Source organism: Streptococcus sp. UMB1203 (genome assembly GCF_030217725.1).
Lineage (GTDB): Bacteria > Bacillota > Bacilli > Lactobacillales > Streptococcaceae > Streptococcus.
Genome location: NZ_JASOOK010000002.1, coordinates 48,639 through 72,599, shown reverse-complemented (window position 1 = coordinate 72,599; position 23,961 = coordinate 48,639). Strand labels below are relative to the sequence as shown.

Genomic DNA, 23,961 nt, shown 5'->3' with positions numbered 1-23,961 from the left:
AATAGAAAGAGTTTAATAAAGGAGAAAAGATGGTTTTAGAAAAGCAGTTGGGCAATGGTTGTACCTGGATAGACCTTGATGTGGATAAGATTAAAAATATGGAAGATCTTTCTGACATCTATGGATTGGACAAGGAAACCATTGAGTATGCTCTGGATAGAAATGAACGAGCTCATATGGATTATAACCGTGAAACGGAGACGGTAACCTTTATTTATAATGTTCTTGATTTAGAAAAAGACAAAGAATATTATGAAGCGATTCCCATGACCTTTATCGTCGAAAGACAACGAATGATTACCATCAGCAACCATAAGAATGCTTATGTCATTGATCAGATGTCAGCTTATCTGGATAGCCATGAGTCGCTTTCTATTTACAAGTTTCTCTTTGCTGGTTTAGAGATTATCAGTAACGCTTATTATCCTGTCATTGAAGAGATGGATAAAAGTAAGGACGAAATTAGTGCCTTGCTACGTCAAACTACAACAAAGAAAAATCTCTTCGCCCTCTCTGACTTGGAGACTGGTATGGTTTACTTGACAGCAGCAGCAAAACAAAATCGACTCCTCTTGGAACATATCCAGGGCCATGCTCTTTATCGGAGATTTAATGATGTCGAACGAGAGCAGTTTGATGATGCCATGATTGAAGCCCATCAGTTGGTGTCTATGACAGACTTGATTTCTCAAGTCTTGCAACAACTCTCAGCTTCTTACAACAACATCCTAAACAATAACTTGAATGATAGTTTGTCAATTTTGACTATTATCTCCGTCTTACTAGCAGTACTTGCGGTTATTACAGGTTTCTTCGGAATGAATGTTCCTCTACCATTTACAGAAGAGCCAAATGCTTGGATTTATATCTTAATGACTAGCTTGATTTTATGGGTGGCCTTATCTCAATGGCTGAAGAAAATTACTAGAAAATAAAAGAAAAGGAGCCAAAATGGTGATTGAAAACTACATGCCAGACTTTGCTGTGGAAGCAGTCTATGATCTGACAGTCCCAAGCCTGCAGGCGCAGGGAATCAAGGCTGTTTTGGTCGATTTGGACAATACCCTCATTGCTTGGAACAACCCTGACGGGACGCCAGAGATGAAGCAATGGCTACATGATCTTCGGGACGCGGGCATTCGCATCATTGTGGTATCAAATAACACTAAAAAACGCGTCCAACGAGCAGTTGAGAAATTTGGGATTGACTACGTTTATTGGGCTCTGAAGCCCTTCACATTTGGGATTGACCGTGCCATGAAGGAATTTCATTATGAGAAAAGTGAAGTGGTCATGGTTGGCGACCAGCTCATGACAGATATACGAGCAGCCCACCGTGCAGGCATTCGCTCGATTTTAGTCAAACCCTTGGTCCAACATGACTCGATCAAAACGCAGATCAACCGAGCTCGTGAGCGCCGTGTGAAGCGAAAAATCACTGAAAAGTACGGACCGATTACATATAAAAAAGGAATTTAACTATGGAAGAAATTCTCTGTATTGGTTGTGGAGCAACCATTCAGACGACAGATAAGGCTGGTCTTGGTTTTACCCCCCAGTCGGCACTTGAAAAAGGTTTGGAAACTGGCGAAGTCTATTGCCAACGCTGTTTCCGTCTCCGCCACTATAATGAAATCACGGATGTCCAGTTGACGGACGATGATTTCCTCAAGCTCTTGCACGAGGTGGGAGACAGTGATGCCTTGGTAGTTAATGTCATTGATATCTTTGATTTTAATGGCTCTGTTATCCCAGGCTTGCCACGTTTTGTCTCGGGCAATGATGTCCTCTTGGTGGGAAATAAAAAAGATATCTTGCCCAAGTCTGTTAAACCAGGCAAGATTAGCCAGTGGCTCATGGAACGTGCCCACGAAGAAGGACTTCGTCCAGTCGATGTCGTCTTAACTTCGGCCCAAAACAAACATGCTATTAAGGAAGTCATTGACAAGATTGAACACTACCGTAAGGGTCGTGATGTTTATGTGGTCGGTGTGACCAACGTTGGAAAATCAACTCTAATCAATGCTATTATCCAAGAAATTACGGGTGATCAGAATGTCATCACGACTTCGCGCTTCCCAGGGACAACCTTGGACAAAATCGAGATTCCGCTTGATGACGGTTCTTATATCTACGATACACCAGGGATTATCCACCGTCACCAGATGGCTCACTACTTGACGGCCAAAAACCTCAAGTATGTCAGTCCTAAAAAGGAAATCAAACCTAAAACCTATCAGCTCAATCCTGAACAAACCCTGTTTTTAGGAGGTCTCGGACGTTTTGACTTTATATCAGGAGAAAAACAAGGATTTACTGCTTTCTTTGACAATGAACTCAAACTCCATCGTACCAAACTTGAAGGCGCTAGTGCTTTCTACGATAAGCACGTCGGAACCCTTCTGACACCGCCAAATAGCAAGGAAAAAGAAGATTTTCCAAAATTAGTCCAGCATGTATTTAATATTAAGGAGAAGACTGACCTAGTCATCTCAGGCCTAGGCTGGATCCGCGTAACAGGAACTGCCAAAGTCGCCGTCTGGGCACCAGAAGGCGTCGCCGTCGTCACACGAAAAGCAATTATTTAAAATAAAATCACTGAGCGAACAAAGTGAGCTCATACAAAGATAGTTATTGCCGTGGTGTCTTGCCAATCGATAGATTGGCAAGGGGCACAATTGAGACCAAGGCTCAATTGTGAGGTCAGGAAATCCATTTTTCAAAGATGAGATCTTTGGAAAATTAGTTCCGACCGTCCCTCACCACCTAAAATAACTATCAAAAAACAAGGAAGAAAATTATGTCATTAACATCAAAACAACGTGCCTTCCTCAACAGTCAGGCACACACCCTCAAACCCATCATCCAAATCGGGAAAAATGGTCTCAACGACCAAATTAAAACCAGCGTCCGTCAGGCACTTGACGCTCGTGAATTGATCAAGGTTACTCTTTTGCAAAATACCGATGAAAATATCCACGAAGTAGCTGAAATTTTGGAAGAAGAAATCGGTGTGGATACAGTCCAAAAAATCGGACGCATCTTAATCTTGTTTAAACAATCCAGCAAGAAAGAAAATCGCAAGATTTCTAAAAAAGTCAAAGAAATCTAAAAACTATACTCCAAATAACTGTTTTTACAGAGAAATAAAGGAGACTAGCCTATGGCAATCGAACTATTGACTCCCTTTACCAAGGTAGAGTTGGAGCCGGAAATCAAGGAGAAAAAACGCAAACAAGTCGGGATTTTAGGGGGGAATTTTAATCCTGTTCACAATGCCCATCTCATTGTTGCGGACCAAGTACGGCAACAGTTGGGACTGGACCAAGTTCTACTCATGCCTGAATACCAACCACCCCACGTAGATAAAAAAGAAACCATCCCTGAACACCATCGCCTCAAGATGCTTGAGTTGGCAATTGAGGGGATTGACGGCTTAGCTATTGAAACGATTGAATTGGAGCGCAAGGGTATTTCTTACACCTACGACACCATGAAGCTCCTAACTGAGAAGAATCCAGATACAGATTATTACTTTATCATCGGTGCCGACATGGTGGACTACCTGCCTAAGTGGTATCGAATTGATGAGCTGGTCGACATGGTTCAGTTTGTAGGGGTTCAGCGCCCACGCTACAAGGCTGGAACTTCCTATCCAGTTATCTGGGTGGATGTGCCTCTCATGGATATCTCATCCAGCATGGTGCGGGACTTCCTTGCCCAAGGTCGGAAACCCAACTTTCTCCTGCCTCAGCCGGTGCTAGACTACATCGAGAAGGAGGGGCTCTACTGATGGCCTATCAAGACTATATCAACTGCTCTCGCGAGGCTTTGTTGGAAAAAATGACAGAGCTTTTACCTGAAAAACGCTTAACCCATTGCTTGGGTGTGGAGCGTGCAGCCATAGAACTGGCTCAGCGATTTGGAGTCGATACCGAGAAAGCAGGTCTTGCAGGCCTTCTTCATGACTATGCTAAAAAGTTATCAGATCAGAAATTTCTAGACCTGATTGACCGTTATCAGCTAGACCCTGACCTCAAAAACTGGGGCAATAATGTCTGGCATGGCATGGTTGGCATCTACAAGATTCAGGAAGATTTGGATTTGCATGATTCAGAAATCCTGCGAGCCATTGAAATCCATACAGTCGGTGCTGGTCAGATGACAGACCTAGATAAAGTCATCTACGTCGCAGACTATATCGAGCACAATCGAGCCTTTCCTGGAGTAGACCAGGCACGTGAGATTGCAAGTCTATCGCTCAATAAGGCGGTGGCCTACGAAACAGCTCGCACTGTGGAGCATCTAGCTCATCAGGGATTCCCTATCTATCCCCAAACCCTTGAAACCTATAACGCCTTTGTGCACTATTTGAAAGAGGACTAAATGAAGACGGCTTTTATAATCATTGATGTTCAGAATATTTTAGTGGAAACCGGTTTTCAGACAAATAGTCTATTGGAAAAAATTTCTTATTTACAAAATCAGGCTAGAAGCAAGAATATTGAAATTATCTATGTTCAACATATTGAGAACGCTGAAGCTCAAACATCAGAAGATTGGCAGTTATCTGAGCTTTTAAGTCGAAAACCTAATGAAAAGGTCTTTCAGAAGAAGTATAACAGTATTTTCAAAGAAACTGGTTTAAAAGAATACTTGGATAAACAGGGGATTGAAAAATTAGTTTTATGTGGTATGCAGACAGAATATTGTGTGGATACCTCTGTCAAGGTTGCTTTTGAATATGGCTATCAGCTTATTATTCCAGAAGGAACTTGCACAACGTTTGATGGGAAAGACATTCCAGCAGAAACGATAAATGAATTTTATGAGGGCATTTGGGAGGGGCGTTTTGCAGATGTCCTAGATTACAAACATATTTTCTAGAAAGAGGACTAAATGAACGAAAAAGAATTACTAAAACTAGTCGTGAAAGCGGCTGATGAGAAACGTGCTGAGGATATCCTTGCACTTGATGTACAAGATTTGACTAGCGTGACGGATTACTTTGTGATCACTAGCTCAATGAATAGCCGTCAGTTGGATGCTATCGCTGATAATATCCGTGAAAAAGTAGCGGAAGCTGGTTTTAAAGGCAGCCATATCGAAGGCGATGCAGCTGGAGGCTGGGTCCTACTAGACCTCGGCGCTGTCGTTGTGCATATCTTTTCAGAAGAAATGCGTGCCCATTATAACCTAGAAAAACTATGGCATGAGGCGAATTCAGTAGATATTTCAGAAGCTCTTGCTTAGAAGGTGAACTCAGTTGTAGTCAACTGGGTTTCTTTGCTTATTTTAGAAAATTGATGGAAAGGTAAAGAGCGAGTGGTGTTTGCCATGGAGGCTCTTGGTATCATGATTATGGCAACTTATGAAACCTTTGCGGCGGTCTATGATGCAGTAATGGACGATAGTTTATACGACAAATGGACGGATTTTTCTCTGCGTCACTTGCCTAAGACCAAGGAGAGAAAGAAACTCTTGGAACTGGCTTGTGGGACAGGAATTCAATCTGTGCGCTTCTCTCAAGCTGGTTTTGATGTGACTGGACTGGACTTGAGTGGGGATATGTTGAAGATTGCTGAGAAGAGAGCTTCTTCAGCCAAGCAAAAGATTGATTTTATTGAAGGCAATATGCTGGATTTGTCTAAGGCGGGTAAATATGATTTTGTCACCTGTTATTCGGACTCGATCTGTTATATGCAAGATGAGGTGGAAGTGGGAGATGTCTTTAAGGAAGTGTATAATGCACTCAACGAAGATGGCATATTCATCTTTGACGTACATTCGACCTATCAGACAGATGAAGTTTTTCCAGGCTATTCTTATCATGAAAATGCAGAAGATTTTGCAATGCTCTGGGATACTTATGAGGATGCGGCACCTCACTCCATCGTGCATGAGTTGACTTTCTTTATCAAGGAGTCTGACGGTTCCTTTAGTCGCCACGATGAAGTGCATGAGGAAAGGACCTACGAGGTCTTGACCTATGATATTTTGCTGGAACAGTCTGGTTTCAAGTCCTTCAAACTCTATGCGGACTTTGAGGACAAAGAGCCTACAGAAACTAGCACCCGTTGGTTTTTTGTGGCGCAGAAGTAGGAGATTAGTATGACCATCACGGGTATTATCGCGGAGTTCAATCCTTTTCACAATGGGCATAAATACCTGCTAAATCAGGCTGAGGGATTGAAAATCGTAGCCATGTCTGGAAATTTTATGCAACGTGGTGAGCCTGCTATTGTGGACAAGTGGACACGGGCCCAGATGGCGCTGGAAAATGGAGCAGATTTGGTAGTAGAATTGCCCTTTTTAGTCAGTGTTCAGGCGGCGGATTTCTTCGGCCAAGGAGCTGTGGATATCTTGGCTAGGTTGGGTATTGATAGCCTAGTTTTTGGGACAGAAGAAGTTCTGGATTACCAGAAAATCGCTGACTTATACACAGAGCAGGGTGCTGAGATGGAGCAATTTGTGGAAAATCTATCTGATTCCCTTTCCTATCCCCAGAAAACCCAGGCCATGTGGAAGGAATTTGCAGGTCTTGATTTTTCTGGCAATACGCCCAATCATGTTCTTGCTCTTGCTTATGCCAAGGCAGTTGCAGGACGAAACATCAGGTTGCATCCGATTCAACGTCAGGGGGCTGGTTACCATTCTGTGAATAAAGATGTGGACTTTGCCTCGGCGACAGCCATCCGTCAGCACCAATCAGACCAAGATTTCTTAGAACGCTTTATGCCTTCTGTTGCTCTCTTTGAGCAGGCCAGTAAGGTGAGCTGGGATGACTATTTTCCCTTGCTACGCTATCAAATCTTGTCAAATCCCGACCTAACTACCATCTATCAGGTCAATCAAGAAATGGCTGTGCGCATTAAAGAGGCTATTAAAACAGTCCAGTCTGTTGACGAATTGGTCGATGCGGTTGCTACCAAACGTTACACCAAGGCGCGTGTCAGACGCCTATTGACCTATATCTTGGTGCAGGCTAGAGAAGGTGACTTGCCAGAAGCCATTCATGTCCTTGGATTTACTGAAAAAGGCAGACAACATCTCAAGTCTCTGAAAGGGCAGGTCAATCTAGTCAGCCGAATTGGCAAAGAACCTTGGGATGTCATGACTCAAAAGGCAGACCAGATTTACCAACTAGGAAATCCAAGTATAAAAGAGCAGAATTTTGGAAGAGTGCCGATTAGAATAGAAACAAACTGAGTCTACTGAGAAGTAGGCTTCTTAAATAACAAGTTTATTTTAGTAATTGTGTCATAATTTCCTCAAAACATATTCTATTTTAGGTTTGTGAAAATCACTTTTTTATGGTAGAATGTAAAAGAATGTATGTCATTCGGAATAACAATAAAATGAGGTAAAAACATGGAAATCATGTCGCTTGCGATTGCTGTTTTTGCCGTCATCATTGGTTTAGTCATTGGATATGTCAGCATCTCAGCCAAGATGAAATCATCACAGGAAGCTGCAGAGTTGATGCTTTTAAATGCTGAACAAGAAGCAACTAATTTACGTGGACAAGCTGAGCGTGAAGCGGATTTACTTGTTAATGAAGCGAAACGTGAAAGCAAGTCTCTTAAAAAAGAAGCACTATTGGAGGCCAAAGAAGAAGCCAGAAAATACCGTGAAGAAGTGGACGCTGAATTCAAATCAGAACGTCAAGAACTCAAACAAATCGAAAGTCGTTTGACAGAGAGAGCTGCTAGCCTTGATCGTAAGGACGACAATTTGACGAGTAAAGAACAAACACTTGAACAAAAAGAACAAAGTATTTCTGATAGAGCGAAAAACCTTGATGCGCGTGAAGAGCAATTAGAGGAAGTCGAAAGACAAAAAGAAGCAGAACTAGAGCGTATTGGTGCTCTGTCTCAGGCAGAAGCACGAGATATTATCTTGGCACAGACAGAGGAAAACTTGACCAAGGAGATTGCTAGCCGTATTCGCGAAGCTGAGCAAGAGGTCAAGGAACGTTCTGATAAAATGGCCAAGGACATCCTGGTTCAAGCTATGCAACGTATCGCTGGTGAATATGTAGCGGAGTCAACTAACTCAACAGTTCATCTGCCAGACGATACTATGAAGGGACGCATTATTGGTCGTGAAGGTCGTAACATTCGTACCTTCGAAAGTTTGACAGGGGTTGATGTCATTATCGACGATACGCCAGAAGTGGTGACCTTGTCAGGTTTTGACCCGATTCGCCGTGAGATTGCCCGTATGACAATGGAAATGTTGCTCAAAGATGGTCGCATTCACCCAGCTCGTATCGAAGAGTTGGTTGAGAAAAACCGTCAAGAGATTGACAATAAGATTCGTGAATACGGTGAGGCCGCTGCCTATGAGATCGGTGCGCCAAACCTCCATCCAGACTTGATGAAGATTATGGGACGTTTGCAGTTCCGTACCTCTTATGGACAAAATGTCTTGCGCCATTCGATTGAGGTTGCTAAGTTGGCTGGTATTATGGCGAGCGAGCTTGGTGAGAATGCGGCTCTTGCTCGTCGTGCGGGATTCCTTCACGATATCGGGAAAGCCATTGACCGTGAGGTTGAAGGTAGCCACGTTGAAATCGGTACGGAATTGGCACGTAAGTACAAGGAACACCCAGTTGTGGTCAATACGATTGCAAGTCACCACGGTGATGTCGAACCAGAAAGCGTGATTGCAGTGATTGTTGCTGCAGCAGATGCTTTGAGCGCTGCCCGTCCGGGTGCTCGTAGTGAATCTCTTGAAAGCTACATCAAACGTCTCCATGATTTGGAAGAAATCGCCAATGGCTTTGAAGGAGTGCAAAATAGCTTTGCCCTTCAAGCAGGACGTGAAATCCGTATCATGGTTAATCCAGGACAAATCAAGGACGACAAAGTCACAATCTTGGCTCACAAAGTTCGTGAGAAAATTGAAAATAATCTCGATTACCCAGGAAATATCAAGGTAACCGTGATCCGCGAACTTCGTGCAGTAGATTATGCTAAATAAATAAGAAAGAGCAGTTGAAATATTACTGCTTTTTTGTTACACTAGATAGAAAGACTGTAAAGGATAATCTGGCTTTTTGCCATTATTCTAGAAATGTTATTTCACAGACTGACTAAAAGGAGACACAATGGCAGACCGAGGCTTACTAATCGTTTTTTCTGGTCCTTCAGGGGTTGGAAAAGGAACGGTTAGAAGAGAGATTTTTGAGAGTTCTGAAAACCAATTTCAATACTCTGTATCGATGACGACACGCGCACAACGTCCTGGAGAAGTGGACGGTGTTGACTATTTCTTCCGTACTCGTGAAGAGTTTGAAGAGCTGATTCGTCAAGGACAGATGTTGGAATACGCAGAATATGTCGGCAACTACTATGGAACTCCTCTGACCTATGTCAACGAAACCTTGGACAAGGGAATCGATGTTTTCCTTGAAATTGAAGTTCAAGGCGCTCTTCAGGTCAAGAAAAAGGTTCCAGATGCTGTCTTTATCTTCCTGACACCACCAGATTTGGATGAATTGCAAGATCGTTTAGTAGGTCGTGGAACAGACAGTGCAGAAGTGATTGCCCAACGAATCGAAAAAGCCAAGGAAGAAATTGCTCTCATGCGTGAGTATGATTATGCGATTGTCAACGATCAGGTGCCCCTAGCTGCTGAGCGTGTCAAACGTGTTATTGAAGCAGAGCACTTCCGTGTAGATCGTGTCATTGGTCACTATCAGGAGATGTTACCAAAATCTCCAACTACCCGATAAAATTTAGAAAATAGGTACAAACAAATGATGTTAAAACCCTCTATTGATACCTTGCTAGACAAGGTTCCTTCAAAATATTCACTCGTAATCTTGGAAGCAAAACGTGCCCACGAATTAGAAGCAGGTGCGCCAGCAACTCAAGGTTTCAAGTCTGAAAAATCAACTCTTCGCGCTTTAGAAGAAATCGAATCAGGAAACGTTACAATTCATCCAGACCCAGAAGGGAAACGTGAAGCAGTGCGTCGCCGTATCGAAGAAGAAAAACGCCGCAAAGAAGAAGAAGAAAAGAAAATCAAAGAGCAAATCGCTAAAGAAAAAGAAGATGGTGAAAAAATTTAAGGTTGGGGGGACTCAATCTTATTTTTTCTATTGCAAGAATATACTGACAAGGAGGAGGTGAGAAGATGGTTATAGCTAAGATTATTGTGGATGTGCCTTTGATGCAGACGGACCAGCCCTATAGTTACAGGATTCCTGAGGAGTTTGAGGAAATGCTGGAAGTTGGGATGCGAGTCCATGTGCCTTTTGGTAAGGGCAATCGCCTGATTCAAGGGATTGTTCTTGGTTTGGAGTCCCAATCAGACGAGGAAGAGATGGAGCAAGATTTAAAAGATATAGCCGAGGTACTGGATTTTTCTCCTGTTCTCACGCAAGAACAACTCTGGCTGGCTGAGGAGTTACGCAAGTCCGTCTTCTCCTATAAAATCTCCATCCTCAAGGCTATGTTACCAGGGTTTCTGAACTCCAGCTATGACAAGATTCTCTATCCTCTGGAAGGCCTAAGTCAGGAAGACCGAGAGCGCTTGTTTAGTTCAGAGGATTCGCTAGCCTTTTCTTCTCTGGATTTAGCTAAGCAAGCTGAAATGATGCGTTTGACTAGAAAAGGCCTGCTTGGTCTGGAATATCAGGCAGTCGATCAAAAGAAGGTCAAGACCCAGTCTTGGTATAAGGTGAATCTTGCTCGATTAGAAGGTGTCGAGATTTCTGCACGCGCTAAGAAAAAGTTGGAATTGAGAGACTATCTATTGTCTCATCCTGAGAGTGCCTCCTTGGCTAGTTTGCTAGAGTTCTATTCGCGGGAGCAAGTCAACTTCTTTGTCGAACAAGGTGCTGTGACCATAGTCCAAAAGGAAGTGCAACGCTCGGCTGCTTATTTTGAAGGCATTGAAGCAAGTCAGCCTTTGGAGTTGAATCCAGAGCAAAGGCAGGCGCGTGATGCGGTTGTCAGTGCTATTGGCAGTCATCAGCCTCCTTTCCTCCTTCAAGGGATTACAGGAAGTGGGAAGACCGAGGTTTACTTGCAGATTATCCAAGGTGCTTTGGACAAGGGCAAGACAGCTATTTTGCTGGTGCCTGAGATTTCCTTGACGCCACAAATGACGGAGCGTTTTATAGCACGTTTTGGGGACAAGGTGGCCATTCTTCACTCAGGCCTGTCCAATGGTGAAAAGTATGATGAATGGCGCAAGGTCGAGCGTGGCGACGCTCAAGTTGTTGTTGGCGCTAGATCTGCCATCTTTGCTCCTCTGAAAAATCTAGGTGTTATGATTATCGATGAGGAACATGAAGCGACTTATAAGCAGGACAGCAATCCCCGTTACCATGCTAGAGAGGTTGCTATTCTAAGGTCCCAGTACAATCAAGCAGCTCTGGTACTTGGTTCAGCAACTCCTAGTCTGGAAAGCCGTGCGCGGGCTGGAAAAGGCGTCTATCAACACTTGCGTCTGACTCAACGCGCCAATCCTTTAGCTAGGATCCCTGAGGTTCAAGTGGTTGATTTTCGTGACTATATCGGACAAAACGAGACGTCAAACTTTACGCCTCCCTTGCTAGAAGCCATTCAAGACCGTCTAGCTAAAAAAGAGCAGGTGGTTCTCATGCTCAATCGCCGTGGTTATTCTAGCTTTGTCATGTGTCGGGAATGTGGGACGGTAGATACTTGTCCCAACTGTGATATTTCCCTGACCTTGCATATGGATACCAAGACCATGAATTGCCATTATTGTGGTTTTTCAAAGGACATACCTCAGGTCTGTCCTAACTGTAAGAGTCGCAGTATTCGTTATTATGGGACAGGAACTCAGAAGGCTTATGACGAGCTGGCAGAACTCTTTCCCCAGGCCCGCATTTTGCGGATGGATGTGGACACGACTCGTAAGAAAGGTAGTCACCAAGCTCTTCTTGACCAGTTTGGACGAGGAGAAGCGGATATCTTGCTAGGAACTCAGATGATTGCTAAGGGATTGGATTTTCCAAATGTGACTTTAGTCGGAGTTCTAAATGCGGATACGGCCTTGAATCTGCCTGATTTCCGTTCTTCTGAGAGAACCTTCCAGCTCTTGACTCAGGTTGCAGGCCGGGCAGGTCGTGCTGAAAAAGCTGGGCAGGTCTTGATTCAGTCTTACAATCCTCAGCACTACGCTATTCGATTTGCAAAGGATCAGGATTACGAAGGTTTTTATGCCTATGAAATGGGAATCAGACGACAACTTGGTTATCCGCCTTACTATTTCACCATTGGCATTACCATTTCTCACAAGAAAGAAGAAGAGGTGGTCAAACGTGCTTATGAAGTTATGAACATTTTGCGGTCAGGATTGTCAGAGACCAGTAACATTCTTGGGCCAACCCCCAAACCGATTGCTCGTACCCACAACCTCTATCATTACCAGATTTTAATTAAATACCGTTTAGAAGATGAGCTGGGGCTAACCCTCAACCAGGTCTTGGCCTTGACTCAAGAGCGGGAAAATAGTGAGCTCCGTCTCAGTATTGACCATGAGCCACAGCAATTTTTATAAGAAGGAGAAGATATGACAAAATTAATCTTTATGGGGACCCCCGACTTTTCAGCAACAGTCTTAAAAGGACTTTTGACAGATGACCGTTACGAAATTCTAGCCGTTGTGACCCAGCCAGACCGTGCTGTAGGACGTAAAAAAGTGATCCAAGAAACCCCAGTCAAGCAGGCTGCTAAAGAAGCGGGTCTTCCAATCTACCAACCTGAAAAATTATCTGGAAGTCCAGAGATGGAAGCTATTATGAAGCTAGGAGCAGATGGAATTGTGACTGCTGCTTTTGGGCAGTTTCTCCCAAGTAAACTCCTTGATAGCATGGACTTTGCGGTCAATGTTCACGCTTCTCTTCTTCCTAAACATCGTGGTGGAGCGCCAATCCATTATGCATTGATTCAAGGGGATAAGGAAGCTGGTGTGACCATTATGGAAATGGTTAAGGAAATGGATGCAGGAGATATGATTTCTCGTCGTAGCATTCCGATCACAGATGAGGATAATGTTGGCACCTTGTTTGAGAAATTAGCTCTTGTTGGTCGCGATTTGCTTTTGGATACTTTGCCTGCCTACATTGCTGGTGACATTAAACCTGAACCGCAGTATCCAAGTCAGGTCACTTTCTCGCCAAATATCAAGCCAGAAGAAGAAAAACTAGATTGGACTAAGACCAATCGTCAACTTTTCAATCAGATCCGTGGAATGAACCCGTGGCCTGTTGCCCATACTTTCCTTAAGGGCGACCGCTTTAAGATTTATGAAGCCCTACCAGTAGAAGGTCAGGGAAATCCAGGTGAGATTCTCTCTATCGGCAAGAAAGAATTGATTGTCGCAACGGCTCAAGGAGCTCTATCCCTCAAACAAGTACAACCAGCTGGTAAGCCTAAGATGGATATTGCTTCCTTCCTCAATGGAGTTGGACGGACATTGACTGTAGGAGAACGATTTGGTGACTAAAGTAGAAACGGCAAGAAGTTTAGCTTTAGCAATATTAGAGGATGTTTTTGTTAATCAAGCATATTCAAATATTGCTTTAAATAAACACCTCAAGGGAAGTCAACTTTCGGCAGCAGACAAGGGCTTGGTGACCGAGCTGGTCTATGGAACGGTAGCCCGTAAACTGACTCTGGAATGGTACCTATCACACTTTATAGAAGACCGAGACCAGTTAGATAACTGGCTCTATGTCCTTCTCCTCATGAGTGCCTACCAGCTCCGCTATCTGGACAAGATTCCAGACCATGCTGTGGTCAATGAAGCAGTGGAATTGGCTAAAGTCCGTAAAAAGGGAAGTGAAAAATTGGTCAACGCCGTTCTTCGTCGTATCCTGCGTGAAGGTTGGCCAGATATTGCCAGCATCAAACGAAAAAATAAGCATGATTCCATTGCCTATTCCCTTCCGGTTTGGTTAATTGCCAAGCTCAAGGAAGAATACGGAGGGGAGCGAGCGCAAGCTATTTTTGAAAGTCTCTTGGTGCGAAACAAAGCCAGTATTCGTGTAACAGATTTAAGCCGAAAAGAGGAAATCCAAGCCTTGTTGGAGGCTAGTGCTTCATCCTTGTCTCCTTCTGGTCTAGTTAAGGAGCAAGGACATTTTGCAGACCATGATTTGTTTGCGGATGGAGCTATTACCATCCAAGATGAATCCAGTCAACTTGTTGCTCCGACGCTTGATTTACAAGGTAATGAGAAGGTCCTTGATGCCTGTGCTGCTCCGGGTGGAAAAACAGCCCATATAGCTTCTTACCTGACGACAGGTCAGGTTACTGCTCTGGATTTGTACGACCACAAGTTGGACTTAATTCAAGAAAATGCAGAGCGTTTAGGAGTTGCAAACCGGATTCAAACGCAAAAATTAGATGCCAGAAAGGTGCATGAGTTTTTTGGTCAGAATTCATTTGATAAGATTTTGGTGGATGCTCCCTGTTCAGGAATCGGTCTTTTACGCCGGAAACCAGATATCAAATACAATAAAGAAACGGCAGATTTCGCATCCTTACAGGAAATTCAGCTAGAAATATTAGGTAGTGTTTGTCAAACACTACGCAAAGGTGGTATAATAACTTATAGTACCTGTACTATTGTCTCAGAGGAGAACTTTCAAGTCGTTCAGGAATTTTTAGAAAGTCATCCCGACTTTGAGCAGGTAAAACTAGAACATGAATGTAAGGATATCCTGAAAGATGGTTGTATTCTCATTACACCTGAATTGTATGGAAGTGATGGATTTTTCATCAGCCAATTTCGCAAGATATCGGATTAGGAAGGAACTGACATATGGAAATTTCAATATTAACGGATGTTGGTCAAAAACGAACAAATAACCAAGACTATGTCAACCACTACGTCAACAGAGCAGGTCGTACTATGATTATCTTAGCTGACGGGATGGGAGGACACCGTGCAGGAAATATCGCGAGTGAAATGGCGGTTACAGATTTAGGTATCGCTTGGGTAGATACCCAAATTGATACCATCAACGAGGTGCGTGAATGGTTTGCTAACAACCTTGAGATGGAAAATAAAAAGATTAACCAATTGGGGCAAGATGAAGCCTATAAAGGGATGGGAACAACTCTTGAGGCTGTAGCCATTATTGACAATCAGGCTATTTATGCCCACGTTGGGGATTCTCGTATCGGTTTAATTCGTGGAGAAGAATACCACCAGTTAACGAGCGATCATTCCTTGGTCAATGAATTGCTTAAGGCAGGTCAATTGACACCTGAAGAAGCAGCTAGCCACCCACAGAAAAATATTATTACCCAGTCAATCGGTCAAAAAGATGAAATTCAGCCTGATTTTGGAATGATTACCCTTGAGCCGGGAGACTATCTCCTACTTAATAGTGATGGATTAACAAATATGATTTCAGGAAGTGAGATCTATGATATTGTAACCAGCGATATTCCTTTGGCAGATAAGGCAGCAACCTTGATCCGTTTTGCCAACAATGCTGGTGGATTGGACAATATTACAGTTGCCCTTATTGCTGTTAATGAGGAGGCAACAGAATGATCCAAATCGGCAAGATTTTTGCCGGGCGGTATCGAATTATCAAACAAATTGGTCGAGGAGGCATGGCAGATGTCTATTTGGCCAAGGATTTGATTTTGGACGGTGAAGAAGTGGCAGTGAAGGTCTTGAGGACTAACTACCAAACAGACCCGATTGCTGTGGCACGTTTCCAGCGGGAAGCGAGAGCCATGGCGGATCTGGACCATCCTCATATCGTTCGGATTACAGATATTGGTGAAGAAGAGGGGCAACAGTATCTCGCAATGGAATATGTTGCTGGATTAGACCTCAAACGCTATATCAAGGAACATCACCCTCTTTCAAATGAAGAAGCGATTCGAATCATGGGACAAATCCTCTTGGCTATGCGCTTAGCCCATACTCGAGGAATTGTTCACAGAGATTTAAAACCGCAAAATATCCTTTTGACACCAGATGGGACTGCTAAGGTTACAGACTTTGGGATCGCAGTAGCCTTTGCAGAGACGAGTTTGACTCAGACCAACTCTATGCTGGGTTCAGTTCATTATTTGTCACCAGAACAGGCGCGTGGTTCTAAAGCAACTGTGCAGAGTGATATCTATGCTATGGGGATTATCTTCTACGAGATGCTGACAGGTCATATTCCTTACGATGGGGATAGTGCTGTGACCATTGCCCTCCAGCATTTCCAGAAACCATTGCCATCGGTTATAGCTGAAAATCCATCTGTGCCTCAGGCTTTAGAAAATGTTGTTATCAAGGCAACTGCCAAGAAATTGACAGATCGCTACAAATCAGTCGCTGAAATGTATGTGGATTTGTCTAGTAGTTTGTCTTATAATCGTCGTAATGAACCAAAGCTAGTCTTTGACGATGCGACTAAGGCGGATACCAAGACTCTTCCTAAAGTTCCACAAAGTACCTTGACTTCTATTCCTAAAGCTCCGGTACAAGAGGGAAGACCTCAACCTAAGCCCCAGCCTCATCAGACAGAAAAAACGGTACCTAGTCCAAAGCCAACCAAACGCCGTCGCATGAAAGCACGTTATCCAATTTTATTTGCGACCTTCTTGTTGGTTGTGGCATCTTTGGTATGGATTTTATATAGAACGCCCGCTACCATTGCCATTCCAAAAGTGGCAGGGCAGACGGTTGCAGAAGCTAAAGAAGCTCTTAAAAAAGCCAATTTTGAGGTTGGTGAAGAAAAAGCAGAGGCCAGTGATAAGGTTGAAGAAGGTAGGGTTATTCGTACCGATCCTGATGCTGGTACAACACGTAAAGAAGGAACAAAAATTAATTTAATTGTGTCTTCTGGTCAGCAATCCTTCCAACTCGGAAATTATCTTGGAAGAAAATCTAGTGATGTAGTGGCAGAGTTGAAAGGAAAGAAGGTTCCAGAAAATCTAATTAAGATTGAGGAAGAAGAATCCAACGAAATCGAAGCTGGTACAATCATGAAACAAAGTTTGCCGGAGGGAACAACCTACGATCTTAGCAAGGCAACTCAAATAGTTCTGACTGTTGCTAAAAAAGTAAATTCTATTTCAATGCCAAGTTATATTGGTTCTAGCCGAGAATTTGCAGTCAATAATCTTACACAGATATATGAAGTTAAAAAAGCCAATATCGAAGTTGTAGAAGTGTCTAAGGCTCCTGAAGGAACTGCTGAGGGGACTGTTGTAGAGCAAAGTCCAAAAGCAGGCGAAAAAGTAGACTTGAGCACTACTCGTGTTAAAATTTCTATTTATAAAGCGAAGCCGATTCATTCTTCTTCAACTTCTTCATCCTCATCCTCTTCTTCGTCCTCAAGTTCTTCTCGGAAACCTAACGAACAAGGGGATGCAGAATCCACTCCAACACAGGGAAATCCGCAAGGTAATTCACAACGAGGAGATACTTCCCGAGACAATCCATAGTGATACTAGAATCTTTGTCATGATTTCGTGGCAAAGATTTTTTTTGACTCCAGATTTGTGATAGAATAGAGGGAGTTGATAAAAGGAGGAAAGCATGGAAGAGTCAAAAGAATTAAATGCCGTCATCGATGTGATTATGCTAGCAGGGACCATTCTCTTAAAAAGTGGTTCAGAGATTCATCGTGTAGAAGATACCATGATTCGAATTGCGCATTCGCAGGGGATTGTGGATTGCAATGTTCTTGCCATGCCTGCCGCTATCTTTTTCTCCATTGAAAATACCAATATTTCGCGCATGAAGCGCGTGACTTCCTCTTCTTATAATATTGAAAAAGTCTGTGATGTGAACCAGATTTCTCGTCAGTTGGTAGGGGGGCAGATTGATTTAGAGACAGCCTTCAAGCAATTGACAGCCTTGCAAGCCCAACCCCTTCCCTATACCAAGTTGCAGGTAACTCTGGCTGCGACCTTTAGCGCTCCTTTCTTTTCTATTATGTTTAGTGGAAATATCTACGATGCACTTGGGGCAGGAGTGGCTACCTTATTTGGTTTTGCCTTTTCCCTCTATGTGGAGAAGTTTATCCGAATTCCCTTTGTAACAGCCTTTGCTGGAGCCTTTGTCTTTGGGATGATAGCCCAGTTTTGGGCTCGCTACACAGGTTTTCCCTCAACGGCAGATTTGATTATAGCTGGTGCGGTCATGCCGTTTGTACCAGGGATTGCCTTGACCAATGCGGTTCGTGATATTATGACCAACCACATAAACTCTGGTATGAGTAAGATGTTTGAATCCCTGCTCATTACCCTTGCTTTAGGGGCGGGAACTTCTGTCGCCTTGGTATTGATGAATTAATATGACACTAACAACCTTTTTATTACAAGCAGTAGCAAGTCTTCTTGCTATTATCACTTTTTTAATTGTACTCAATGTGCAACGCTCTATGCTCTTACCCGGAGGGATTTTGGGCATGGCTGTCTGGCTAATCTATCTCTTGCTAAAGGAACCGACCAATGTTATTGTGGCTACTTTTATTGCAGCCATTATCGGTTCTTGTGTCAGCCAGATTTTGAGTATTCTTTATAAGACCCCTGCTGTGGTCTTTATCTTGGCCATCTTGGCACCTCTGGTTCCGGGTTATCTCTCCTATCGGACAACTGCCTTTTTTGTGACGGGAGATTACAGTCATGCCATTGCTAGTGCAACCTTGGTTGTTATGTTGGCTTTGGTTATTTCCATTGGAATGGCTAGTGGAACAGTAATTCTCAGACTCTATTCCTACTTAAGAAAACAGCATAATAGTTAGATTAATAAGGGACTTGATTTGGTGAATCAAGTCTTTTTTCTCTCTTTTATTGCTATTTGTGATAAAATAGTATAGAACGATTTTTTACAACGAATGATAAAACAGAGGTAAATATGACAATCGGTATTGATAAGATTGGTTTTGCGACCAGTCAATATGTCTTGAAATTACAAGACTTAGCAGAAGCGAGGGGAATTGACCCTGAAAAATTAAGCAAAGGACTCTTGCTCAAGGAATTGAGTATTGCGCCCCTAACTGAGGATATTGTGACCTTGGCGGCTAGTGCAAGTGACTCTATTTTAACTGAGCAAGAAAGACAAGAAATTGATATGGTCATTGTGGCGACCGAGTCAGGAATTGACCAGAGTAAGGCTGCGGCCGTCTTTGTGCATGGCTTGCTGGGTATCCAGCCCTTTGCTCGTAGTTTCGAGATTAAAGAAGCCTGCTATGGAGCGACAGCTGCCCTCCATTATGCTAAATTGCATGTGGAAAATTCTCCAGAGTCCAAAGTCTTGGTCATTGCCAGTGATATTGCCAAATATGGTATTGAAACTCCGGGAGAACCCACTCAGGGTGCTGGCAGTGTGGCCATGTTGATTACACAGAATCCACGCATTATGGCCTTTAATAACGATAATGTGGCTCAGACTCGTGACATTATGGATTTCTGGCGTCCAAATTACTCTACAACTCCTTATGTAAATGGTGTTTATTCTACCCAGCAATACTTGGATAGTTTGAAAACGACTTGGCTTGAATACCAAAAACGTTACCAGCTTACCTTAGATGATTTTGCAGCTGTTTGCTTCCACTTGCCTTACCCTAAATTAGCGCTAAAAGGCTTGAAAAAAATCATGGATAAGAGCCTGTCTCAAGAGAAAAAAGACCTCTTGCAAAAGCATTTTGACCAGTCTATTCTCTACAGTCAAAAGGTGGGGAATATCTACACAGGATCTCTCTTCCTCGGACTCTTGTCTCTATTGGAAAATACAGATAGCTTGAAGGCTGGGGATAAAATTGCCCTTTATAGTTACGGAAGTGGGGCTGTAGCTGAGTTATTCAGTGGTGAATTGGTTGAAGGATATGAAGCTTATCTGGATAAAGACCGCTTGAACAAACTTGACCAACGAACTGCCTTATCCGTTGCAGACTATGAAAAGGTCTTCTTTGAGGAAGTAGACTTGGATGAAACAAACTCTGCCCAGTTTGCTGGCTATGAAAATCAAGATTTTGCCTTGGTTGAAATTGTGGACCACCAACGCCGTTATAGCAAGGTTGAAAAATAATGAAGATAAGTTGGAATGGATTTTCTAAAAAATCATACCAAGAGCGCCTTGAGTTGTTAAAAGCTCAGGCGCTCCTTAGTCCTGAGAAGCAAACTAGTTTGGAGCAGGATGAACAAATGAATGTGGTTGTTGCAGACCAGCTGAGTGAGAATGTAGTGGGAACTTTTTCTCTGCCTTATTCGTTGGTTCCAGAGGTTCTTGTCAATGATCAGGAATACACCGTTCCCTATGTGACAGAAGAACCCTCTGTGGTTGCAGCGGCTAGCTATGCCAGTAAAATCATCAAGCGAGCAGGTGGCTTTACTGCACAAGTGCATGAGCGCCAGATGATTGGGCAGGTAGCCCTTTATCAAGTTACTGATTCTGAACAAGCGCAAGAGAAGATTGCCGGCAAGAAAGCAGAGCTCTTAGAGCTTGCTAATCAAGCCTATCCTTCTATCGTTAAACGTGGAGGTGGGGCACGTGATTTGCATGTCGAGCAGATTAAAGGCAAAACAGATTTTCTCGTTGTCTATCTTCATGTCGATACCCAGGAAGCCATGGGAGCCAATATGCTCAACACCATGCTGGAAGCCTTGAAGCCTGTCTTAGAAGAACTTAGTCAAGGACAAAGTCTCATGGGAATCCTGTCTAACTACGCGACAGATTCTCTGGTGACAGCCAGCTGTCGCATCGCCTTTCGCTACTTGAGCCGCCAAAAGGATCAAGGACGAGAAATTGCGGATAAAATTGCGTTGGCTAGCCAGTTTGCGCAGGCTGATCCTTACCGAGCCGCTACTCATAATAAAGGGATTTTTAATGGTATTGATGCCATTTTGATTGCCACTGGTAATGACTGGCGTGCCATTGAAGCAGGGGCCCATGTCTTTGCCAGTCAAGATGGAAGCTACCAAGGTCTTAGTAGCTGGACGCTGGACCTTGAAAGAGAAGAATTGGTCGGTCAGATGACCTTGCCCATGCCTGTAGCGACCAAGGGTGGTTCTATCGGCCTCAACCCTCGTGTGGCCCTTAGTCATGAATTACTGGGAAATCCTTCTGCCAAAGAATTAGCTCAGATTATTGTTTCTATCGGACTAGCCCAAAACTTTGCGGCCCTCAAAGCTTTGGTCAGCACAGGGATTCAGCAAGGCCACATGAAATTGCAGGCCAAATCCTTGGCACTCCTAGCAGGTGCCAGTGAGGCCGAAGTAGCTCCCCTAGTCGAGCGCCTCATCGCAGATAAAACCTTTAACCTAGAGACAGCCCAGCGCTATCTCGAAAACTTAAGATCATAAAAAAACTCAGACAGATCGGTCTGAGTTTTCTTGTGCTTATACTCTTCGAAAATCAAATTCAAACCACGTCAGCTTCGCCTTGACGTACTCAAGTACAGCCTGTGGCTAGCTTCCTAGTTTGCTCTTTGATTTTCATTGAGTATTAAATACTTTTTCCTGGTAAAAGAGTAACTGGTAAGAAGTAACCGGTTGTGGCGACTTCCTTGCCTTCGATCTTCTGCAAGAGGAGGTCAACAGTGAGACAGGCAATTTCTTCCAGAGGTTGCTTGATAGTAGCCAATTGAGGGTAGTAATTCTCGATAAAGTAGGTCCCATCATAGCCGATGACTTTAAGCTCTTCCGGGACAGAAATGCCCAGTTCTTGTGCAATTTTAATGACTAGAATAGCTGTCAAATCATCCGAAGCAAAGATGGCATCTGGTTTTTGTCGAGTTAAGATATTCTTGATTTCCATTTCTTTTCTGACAGGAGAAAAGTCACTGGAAACATTGATAATAGGAGCTTTTGGGAGTACGGATGCAAAACCAGCGTGGCGCAGTCCAGTTGGCGAATTGGAATTGTCATTCCCTGTAATCATGATGATAGACTGGGCGCCTGTCTTAACCAGGGTCTGGGCCGCAAGAACTCCTCCAGCATAGTTGTCAGAGGAAACGACAGGAATATCTGGTGACAGGTTTCGGTCAAAGGAAATAATCGGCGCTGTCACGCGATTGTAGTCTTCGATTCCCAAGTTGTGACTACCAGAAATGATGCCGTCTACCTGATTGGCTTCCAACATTTCGATGTATTCTCGCTCCTTCTCAGAATCGTGCTCGCTGTTGCAGATGATTGTCTTGTAACCATTTTTGAAGAGTTGGTGTTCCAGCTTATCAATCAATTCTGCATAGAAAACGTTGGAAATATTGGGGAAAATCAAACCGATTAACTTAGCTGATTTTCCTTGCAGACTACGAGCTAGGTTGTTGGGTTTATAGCCCAATTCTCGCATGGCTTCATTGACTTTTTGAATGGTTTTTTCAGAGAGATAACCTTTTTTGTTAATAACCCGAGAAACGGTAGTAGGGCTGACGCCTGCAAGTTTGGCGACATCAGTTAGTTTTGCGACCATAATCTAATTCATAGTAAGTTCCAGTTGGGTTTCCAGATTTGATGAGGATCCCATTTTGGTCCGCATGTGGGAAGACACGACCAGAAAATACTTTTTCTCCTTTATTGATGAAAATTTCAAAGACAGAGTTATCGATGAAGATTGTAGCAGTAGTAGCCTGATTCTCGATAGGGCAAGAACGTGTAGTTCCAAATTCTTGGGCATACTGTTCTCCAGCCTGGCTACGATCTACTGTCACTTGACCATTTACAAGGTCAAAGTTGATGGAAAGTCCCTTGCCTTCTTGATCAGCAAGTAGGACAATCTCGCTCTGGCTATTGGCTTCCAAGTTGAGTTCGAGTTCGTAAGTGTTCTTGGTTTGGGAACGGTTTGAGAAAGGTTCTTCAGAAACACGAAGGTCCTTGATAGTAGCGACTGGGTATTGGTGGAGTTTGCCGTCTTTGATAGTGAGTTCCTTGACCAAAGAGAAGGTTCCTTGGTGGTCAAAACGGTCAGATGGATATGAAACATCAGGCAAGCCAAGCCAGCTAACAGCTAGAGCACGTCCATCAGGAGCGTTGAAGGCTTGAGTAGCATAGGCTTCGAAACCATAGTCCATGTTTTGAAGTTGAGACACATCTATTATTTTGGCATTTTCAGGGTCAAAGGAAGCCCCAATCTTATACATATTTGGAAAGATATTATCGTAGTCTAGAACTTTCTTATCCAATCCTTGTGGGCAGTAGAGAAGGACAGGTTGTTCCCCTACAAAGACCAGATTTGGACATTCCATCATGTAGGCAGTACGGTCGTTAGCAAAGTCAAGGTTGCCAACGGCTTGCCAGTTTGTATAGTCGTTGTCTACAGCCTTGTAGAGACGGACGAAGCCTTTTTTCTCCAAGTCCTGTCCACCGACGATAGCATAGTATTGGCCCTTGAAGTTAAAAATTTGCGGATCACGGAAGTGGTCAGTAGAGTCTGCTGGCTGGTCGATCAAGATCTTATCAATCTTTGTAATCTTGCCATCCTTATCCATCAAAGCTCCAATCTGGTAAGGGTGACGGATCCAGTTTTCATCACGAACATTTCCTGTATAAAATAGGAACAAGTCATCGCCAAACTGCATGGCAGAACCAGAGTAGGCACCGTGGCTATCTAATGGAGTATCTGGTAAAACTTTGATTCCAGTTTCTTTAAAGTGAATCAAATCATCACTTTCTAGCTGTGCCCAAGATTTCAAACCGTGGGCTGCACCAAAAGGAAAATTCTGGTAAAAGAGGATCCACTTGCCATCAAAGTAAGAAAAGCCATTTGGGTCGTTGAGAAGTCCTGTTTTTGGCTCAACATGGTAATGAGTATGCCATGGAGATTGTGCCATATTTTTCTTTATATGTTGAATTTCTTCTTGCGTCCAATCTTGATAAAGTCTGTAACGACGCTCAGTTGTCCATTCCATTCATTCATTCCTCCAAAAATCTTATCACTTTTAATAGTAACCGTTTTCGGGGAAAAAAGCAAGCCTTTTATGTTAAAAAAGAGAAAAAACTGTCAAACGATTATCAT

At 43.3% G+C, this 23,961-nt stretch carries 24 protein-coding genes; 22 read left to right on the top strand and 2 right to left on the bottom strand.

Annotation, left to right across the window (positions count from 1 at the left end; translation table 11 throughout):
- Nucleotides 1-29 precede the first annotated feature (29 nt).
- The 22 genes from QP439_RS01060 (at nucleotide 30) to QP439_RS00955 (ending at nucleotide 21,311) form a co-directional block, all read left to right on the top strand.
- Complete coding sequence (locus tag QP439_RS01060) at nucleotides 30-935, top strand: magnesium transporter CorA family protein (RefSeq protein WP_000242267.1); 906 nt, start codon at nucleotides 30-32, stop codon at nucleotides 933-935.
- Nucleotides 936-951: 16 nt separating this feature from the next.
- Complete coding sequence (locus tag QP439_RS01055; protein ID WP_023946540.1) at nucleotides 952-1,479, top strand: YqeG family HAD IIIA-type phosphatase; 528 nt, start codon at nucleotides 952-954, stop codon at nucleotides 1,477-1,479.
- 2 nt (nucleotides 1,480-1,481) lie between these two features.
- The gene (yqeH, locus tag QP439_RS01050) at nucleotides 1,482-2,588 is read left to right on the top strand and encodes a ribosome biogenesis GTPase YqeH (RefSeq protein WP_000391192.1); all 1,107 of its coding nucleotides are present in this window, start codon (nucleotides 1,482-1,484) and stop codon (nucleotides 2,586-2,588) included.
- Nucleotides 2,589-2,800: 212 nt separating this feature from the next.
- Entirely contained in the window at nucleotides 2,801-3,112 is a 312-nt protein-coding gene (gene yhbY, locus QP439_RS01045) for a ribosome assembly RNA-binding protein YhbY (RefSeq protein WP_000060169.1), read from the top strand.
- 51 nt (nucleotides 3,113-3,163) lie between these two features.
- Nucleotides 3,164-3,793, top strand: a complete 630-nt coding sequence (locus QP439_RS01040; protein WP_175880579.1) for a nicotinate-nucleotide adenylyltransferase — start codon at nucleotides 3,164-3,166, stop codon at nucleotides 3,791-3,793.
- Nucleotides 3,793-4,386: a bis(5'-nucleosyl)-tetraphosphatase (symmetrical) YqeK gene (gene yqeK / locus QP439_RS01035; protein ID WP_285387125.1), complete on the top strand. Its 594-nt coding sequence runs from the start codon at nucleotides 3,793-3,795 to the stop codon at nucleotides 4,384-4,386. Before QP439_RS01040 ends, yqeK begins: the two co-directional genes overlap by 1 nt.
- Nucleotides 4,387-4,887, top strand: a complete 501-nt coding sequence (locus tag QP439_RS01030; protein ID WP_285387123.1) for a cysteine hydrolase family protein — start codon at nucleotides 4,387-4,389, stop codon at nucleotides 4,885-4,887.
- A gap of 12 nt (nucleotides 4,888-4,899) precedes the next feature.
- The gene (gene rsfS / locus QP439_RS01025; protein ID WP_285387119.1) at nucleotides 4,900-5,253 is read left to right on the top strand and encodes a ribosome silencing factor; all 354 of its coding nucleotides are present in this window, start codon (nucleotides 4,900-4,902) and stop codon (nucleotides 5,251-5,253) included.
- Nucleotides 5,254-5,361: 108 nt separating this feature from the next.
- Nucleotides 5,362-6,102 (top strand): class I SAM-dependent DNA methyltransferase, encoded by a 741-nt coding sequence (locus QP439_RS01020; protein ID WP_285387179.1) that lies wholly within the window; start codon nucleotides 5,362-5,364, stop codon nucleotides 6,100-6,102.
- 9 nt (nucleotides 6,103-6,111) lie between these two features.
- Nucleotides 6,112-7,209, top strand: a complete 1,098-nt coding sequence (locus tag QP439_RS01015) for a nucleotidyltransferase (RefSeq protein ID WP_285387115.1) — start codon at nucleotides 6,112-6,114, stop codon at nucleotides 7,207-7,209.
- 162 nt (nucleotides 7,210-7,371) lie between these two features.
- The gene (locus tag QP439_RS01010; protein ID WP_261446505.1) at nucleotides 7,372-8,985 is read left to right on the top strand and encodes a ribonuclease Y; all 1,614 of its coding nucleotides are present in this window, start codon (nucleotides 7,372-7,374) and stop codon (nucleotides 8,983-8,985) included.
- 127 nt (nucleotides 8,986-9,112) lie between these two features.
- Entirely contained in the window at nucleotides 9,113-9,739 is a 627-nt protein-coding gene (gene gmk / locus QP439_RS01005) for a guanylate kinase (RefSeq protein ID WP_000775041.1), read from the top strand.
- 24 nt (nucleotides 9,740-9,763) lie between these two features.
- Nucleotides 9,764-10,078 (top strand): DNA-directed RNA polymerase subunit omega, encoded by a 315-nt coding sequence (rpoZ, locus tag QP439_RS01000; protein ID WP_000979235.1) that lies wholly within the window; start codon nucleotides 9,764-9,766, stop codon nucleotides 10,076-10,078.
- 65 nt (nucleotides 10,079-10,143) lie between these two features.
- Nucleotides 10,144-12,540 carry a primosomal protein N' gene (locus tag QP439_RS00995; protein WP_285387102.1) on the top strand — a complete coding sequence of 799 codons (2,397 nt, stop codon included), beginning with the start codon at nucleotides 10,144-10,146 and terminating at the stop codon, nucleotides 12,538-12,540.
- A gap of 12 nt (nucleotides 12,541-12,552) precedes the next feature.
- Nucleotides 12,553-13,488, top strand: coding sequence for a methionyl-tRNA formyltransferase (fmt, locus tag QP439_RS00990; RefSeq protein ID WP_285387100.1), 936 nt, complete (start codon nucleotides 12,553-12,555; stop codon nucleotides 13,486-13,488).
- Nucleotides 13,481-14,794, top strand: coding sequence for a 16S rRNA (cytosine(967)-C(5))-methyltransferase RsmB (gene rsmB / locus QP439_RS00985; protein WP_285387097.1), 1,314 nt, complete (start codon nucleotides 13,481-13,483; stop codon nucleotides 14,792-14,794). Before fmt ends, rsmB begins: the two co-directional genes overlap by 8 nt.
- A gap of 14 nt (nucleotides 14,795-14,808) precedes the next feature.
- The gene (locus QP439_RS00980; RefSeq protein WP_033682216.1) at nucleotides 14,809-15,549 is read left to right on the top strand and encodes a Stp1/IreP family PP2C-type Ser/Thr phosphatase; all 741 of its coding nucleotides are present in this window, start codon (nucleotides 14,809-14,811) and stop codon (nucleotides 15,547-15,549) included.
- Nucleotides 15,546-17,447, top strand: coding sequence for a Stk1 family PASTA domain-containing Ser/Thr kinase (gene pknB / locus QP439_RS00975; protein ID WP_285387094.1), 1,902 nt, complete (start codon nucleotides 15,546-15,548; stop codon nucleotides 17,445-17,447). The genes QP439_RS00980 and pknB overlap by 4 nt, the downstream gene beginning before the upstream one ends.
- A gap of 94 nt (nucleotides 17,448-17,541) precedes the next feature.
- Nucleotides 17,542-18,300: a threonine/serine exporter family protein gene (locus QP439_RS00970; protein ID WP_016398867.1), complete on the top strand. Its 759-nt coding sequence runs from the start codon at nucleotides 17,542-17,544 to the stop codon at nucleotides 18,298-18,300.
- A 1-nt stretch (nucleotide 18,301) separates the two neighbouring features.
- Nucleotides 18,302-18,751 carry a threonine/serine exporter family protein gene (locus QP439_RS00965; RefSeq protein ID WP_049550918.1) on the top strand — a complete coding sequence of 150 codons (450 nt, stop codon included), beginning with the start codon at nucleotides 18,302-18,304 and terminating at the stop codon, nucleotides 18,749-18,751.
- Nucleotides 18,752-18,864: 113 nt separating this feature from the next.
- Entirely contained in the window at nucleotides 18,865-20,037 is a 1,173-nt protein-coding gene (locus QP439_RS00960) for a hydroxymethylglutaryl-CoA synthase (protein ID WP_254753892.1), read from the top strand.
- Entirely contained in the window at nucleotides 20,037-21,311 is a 1,275-nt protein-coding gene (locus tag QP439_RS00955) for a hydroxymethylglutaryl-CoA reductase, degradative (RefSeq protein WP_285387086.1), read from the top strand. The genes QP439_RS00960 and QP439_RS00955 overlap by 1 nt, the downstream gene beginning before the upstream one ends.
- A gap of 142 nt (nucleotides 21,312-21,453) precedes the next feature.
- On the opposite strand, the gene QP439_RS00950 is transcribed toward QP439_RS00955, so the two are convergent.
- Both QP439_RS00950 and QP439_RS00945 read right to left on the bottom strand, forming a co-directional pair.
- The gene (locus tag QP439_RS00950) at nucleotides 21,454-22,419 is read right to left on the bottom strand and encodes a LacI family DNA-binding transcriptional regulator (protein ID WP_000226009.1); all 966 of its coding nucleotides are present in this window, start codon (nucleotides 22,417-22,419) and stop codon (nucleotides 21,454-21,456) included.
- Nucleotides 22,400-23,854, bottom strand: a complete 1,455-nt coding sequence (locus tag QP439_RS00945) for a sucrose-6-phosphate hydrolase (RefSeq protein ID WP_285387083.1) — start codon at nucleotides 23,852-23,854, stop codon at nucleotides 22,400-22,402. The genes QP439_RS00950 and QP439_RS00945 overlap by 20 nt, the downstream gene beginning before the upstream one ends.
- Between the last annotated feature and the right edge of the window lie 107 nt (nucleotides 23,855-23,961).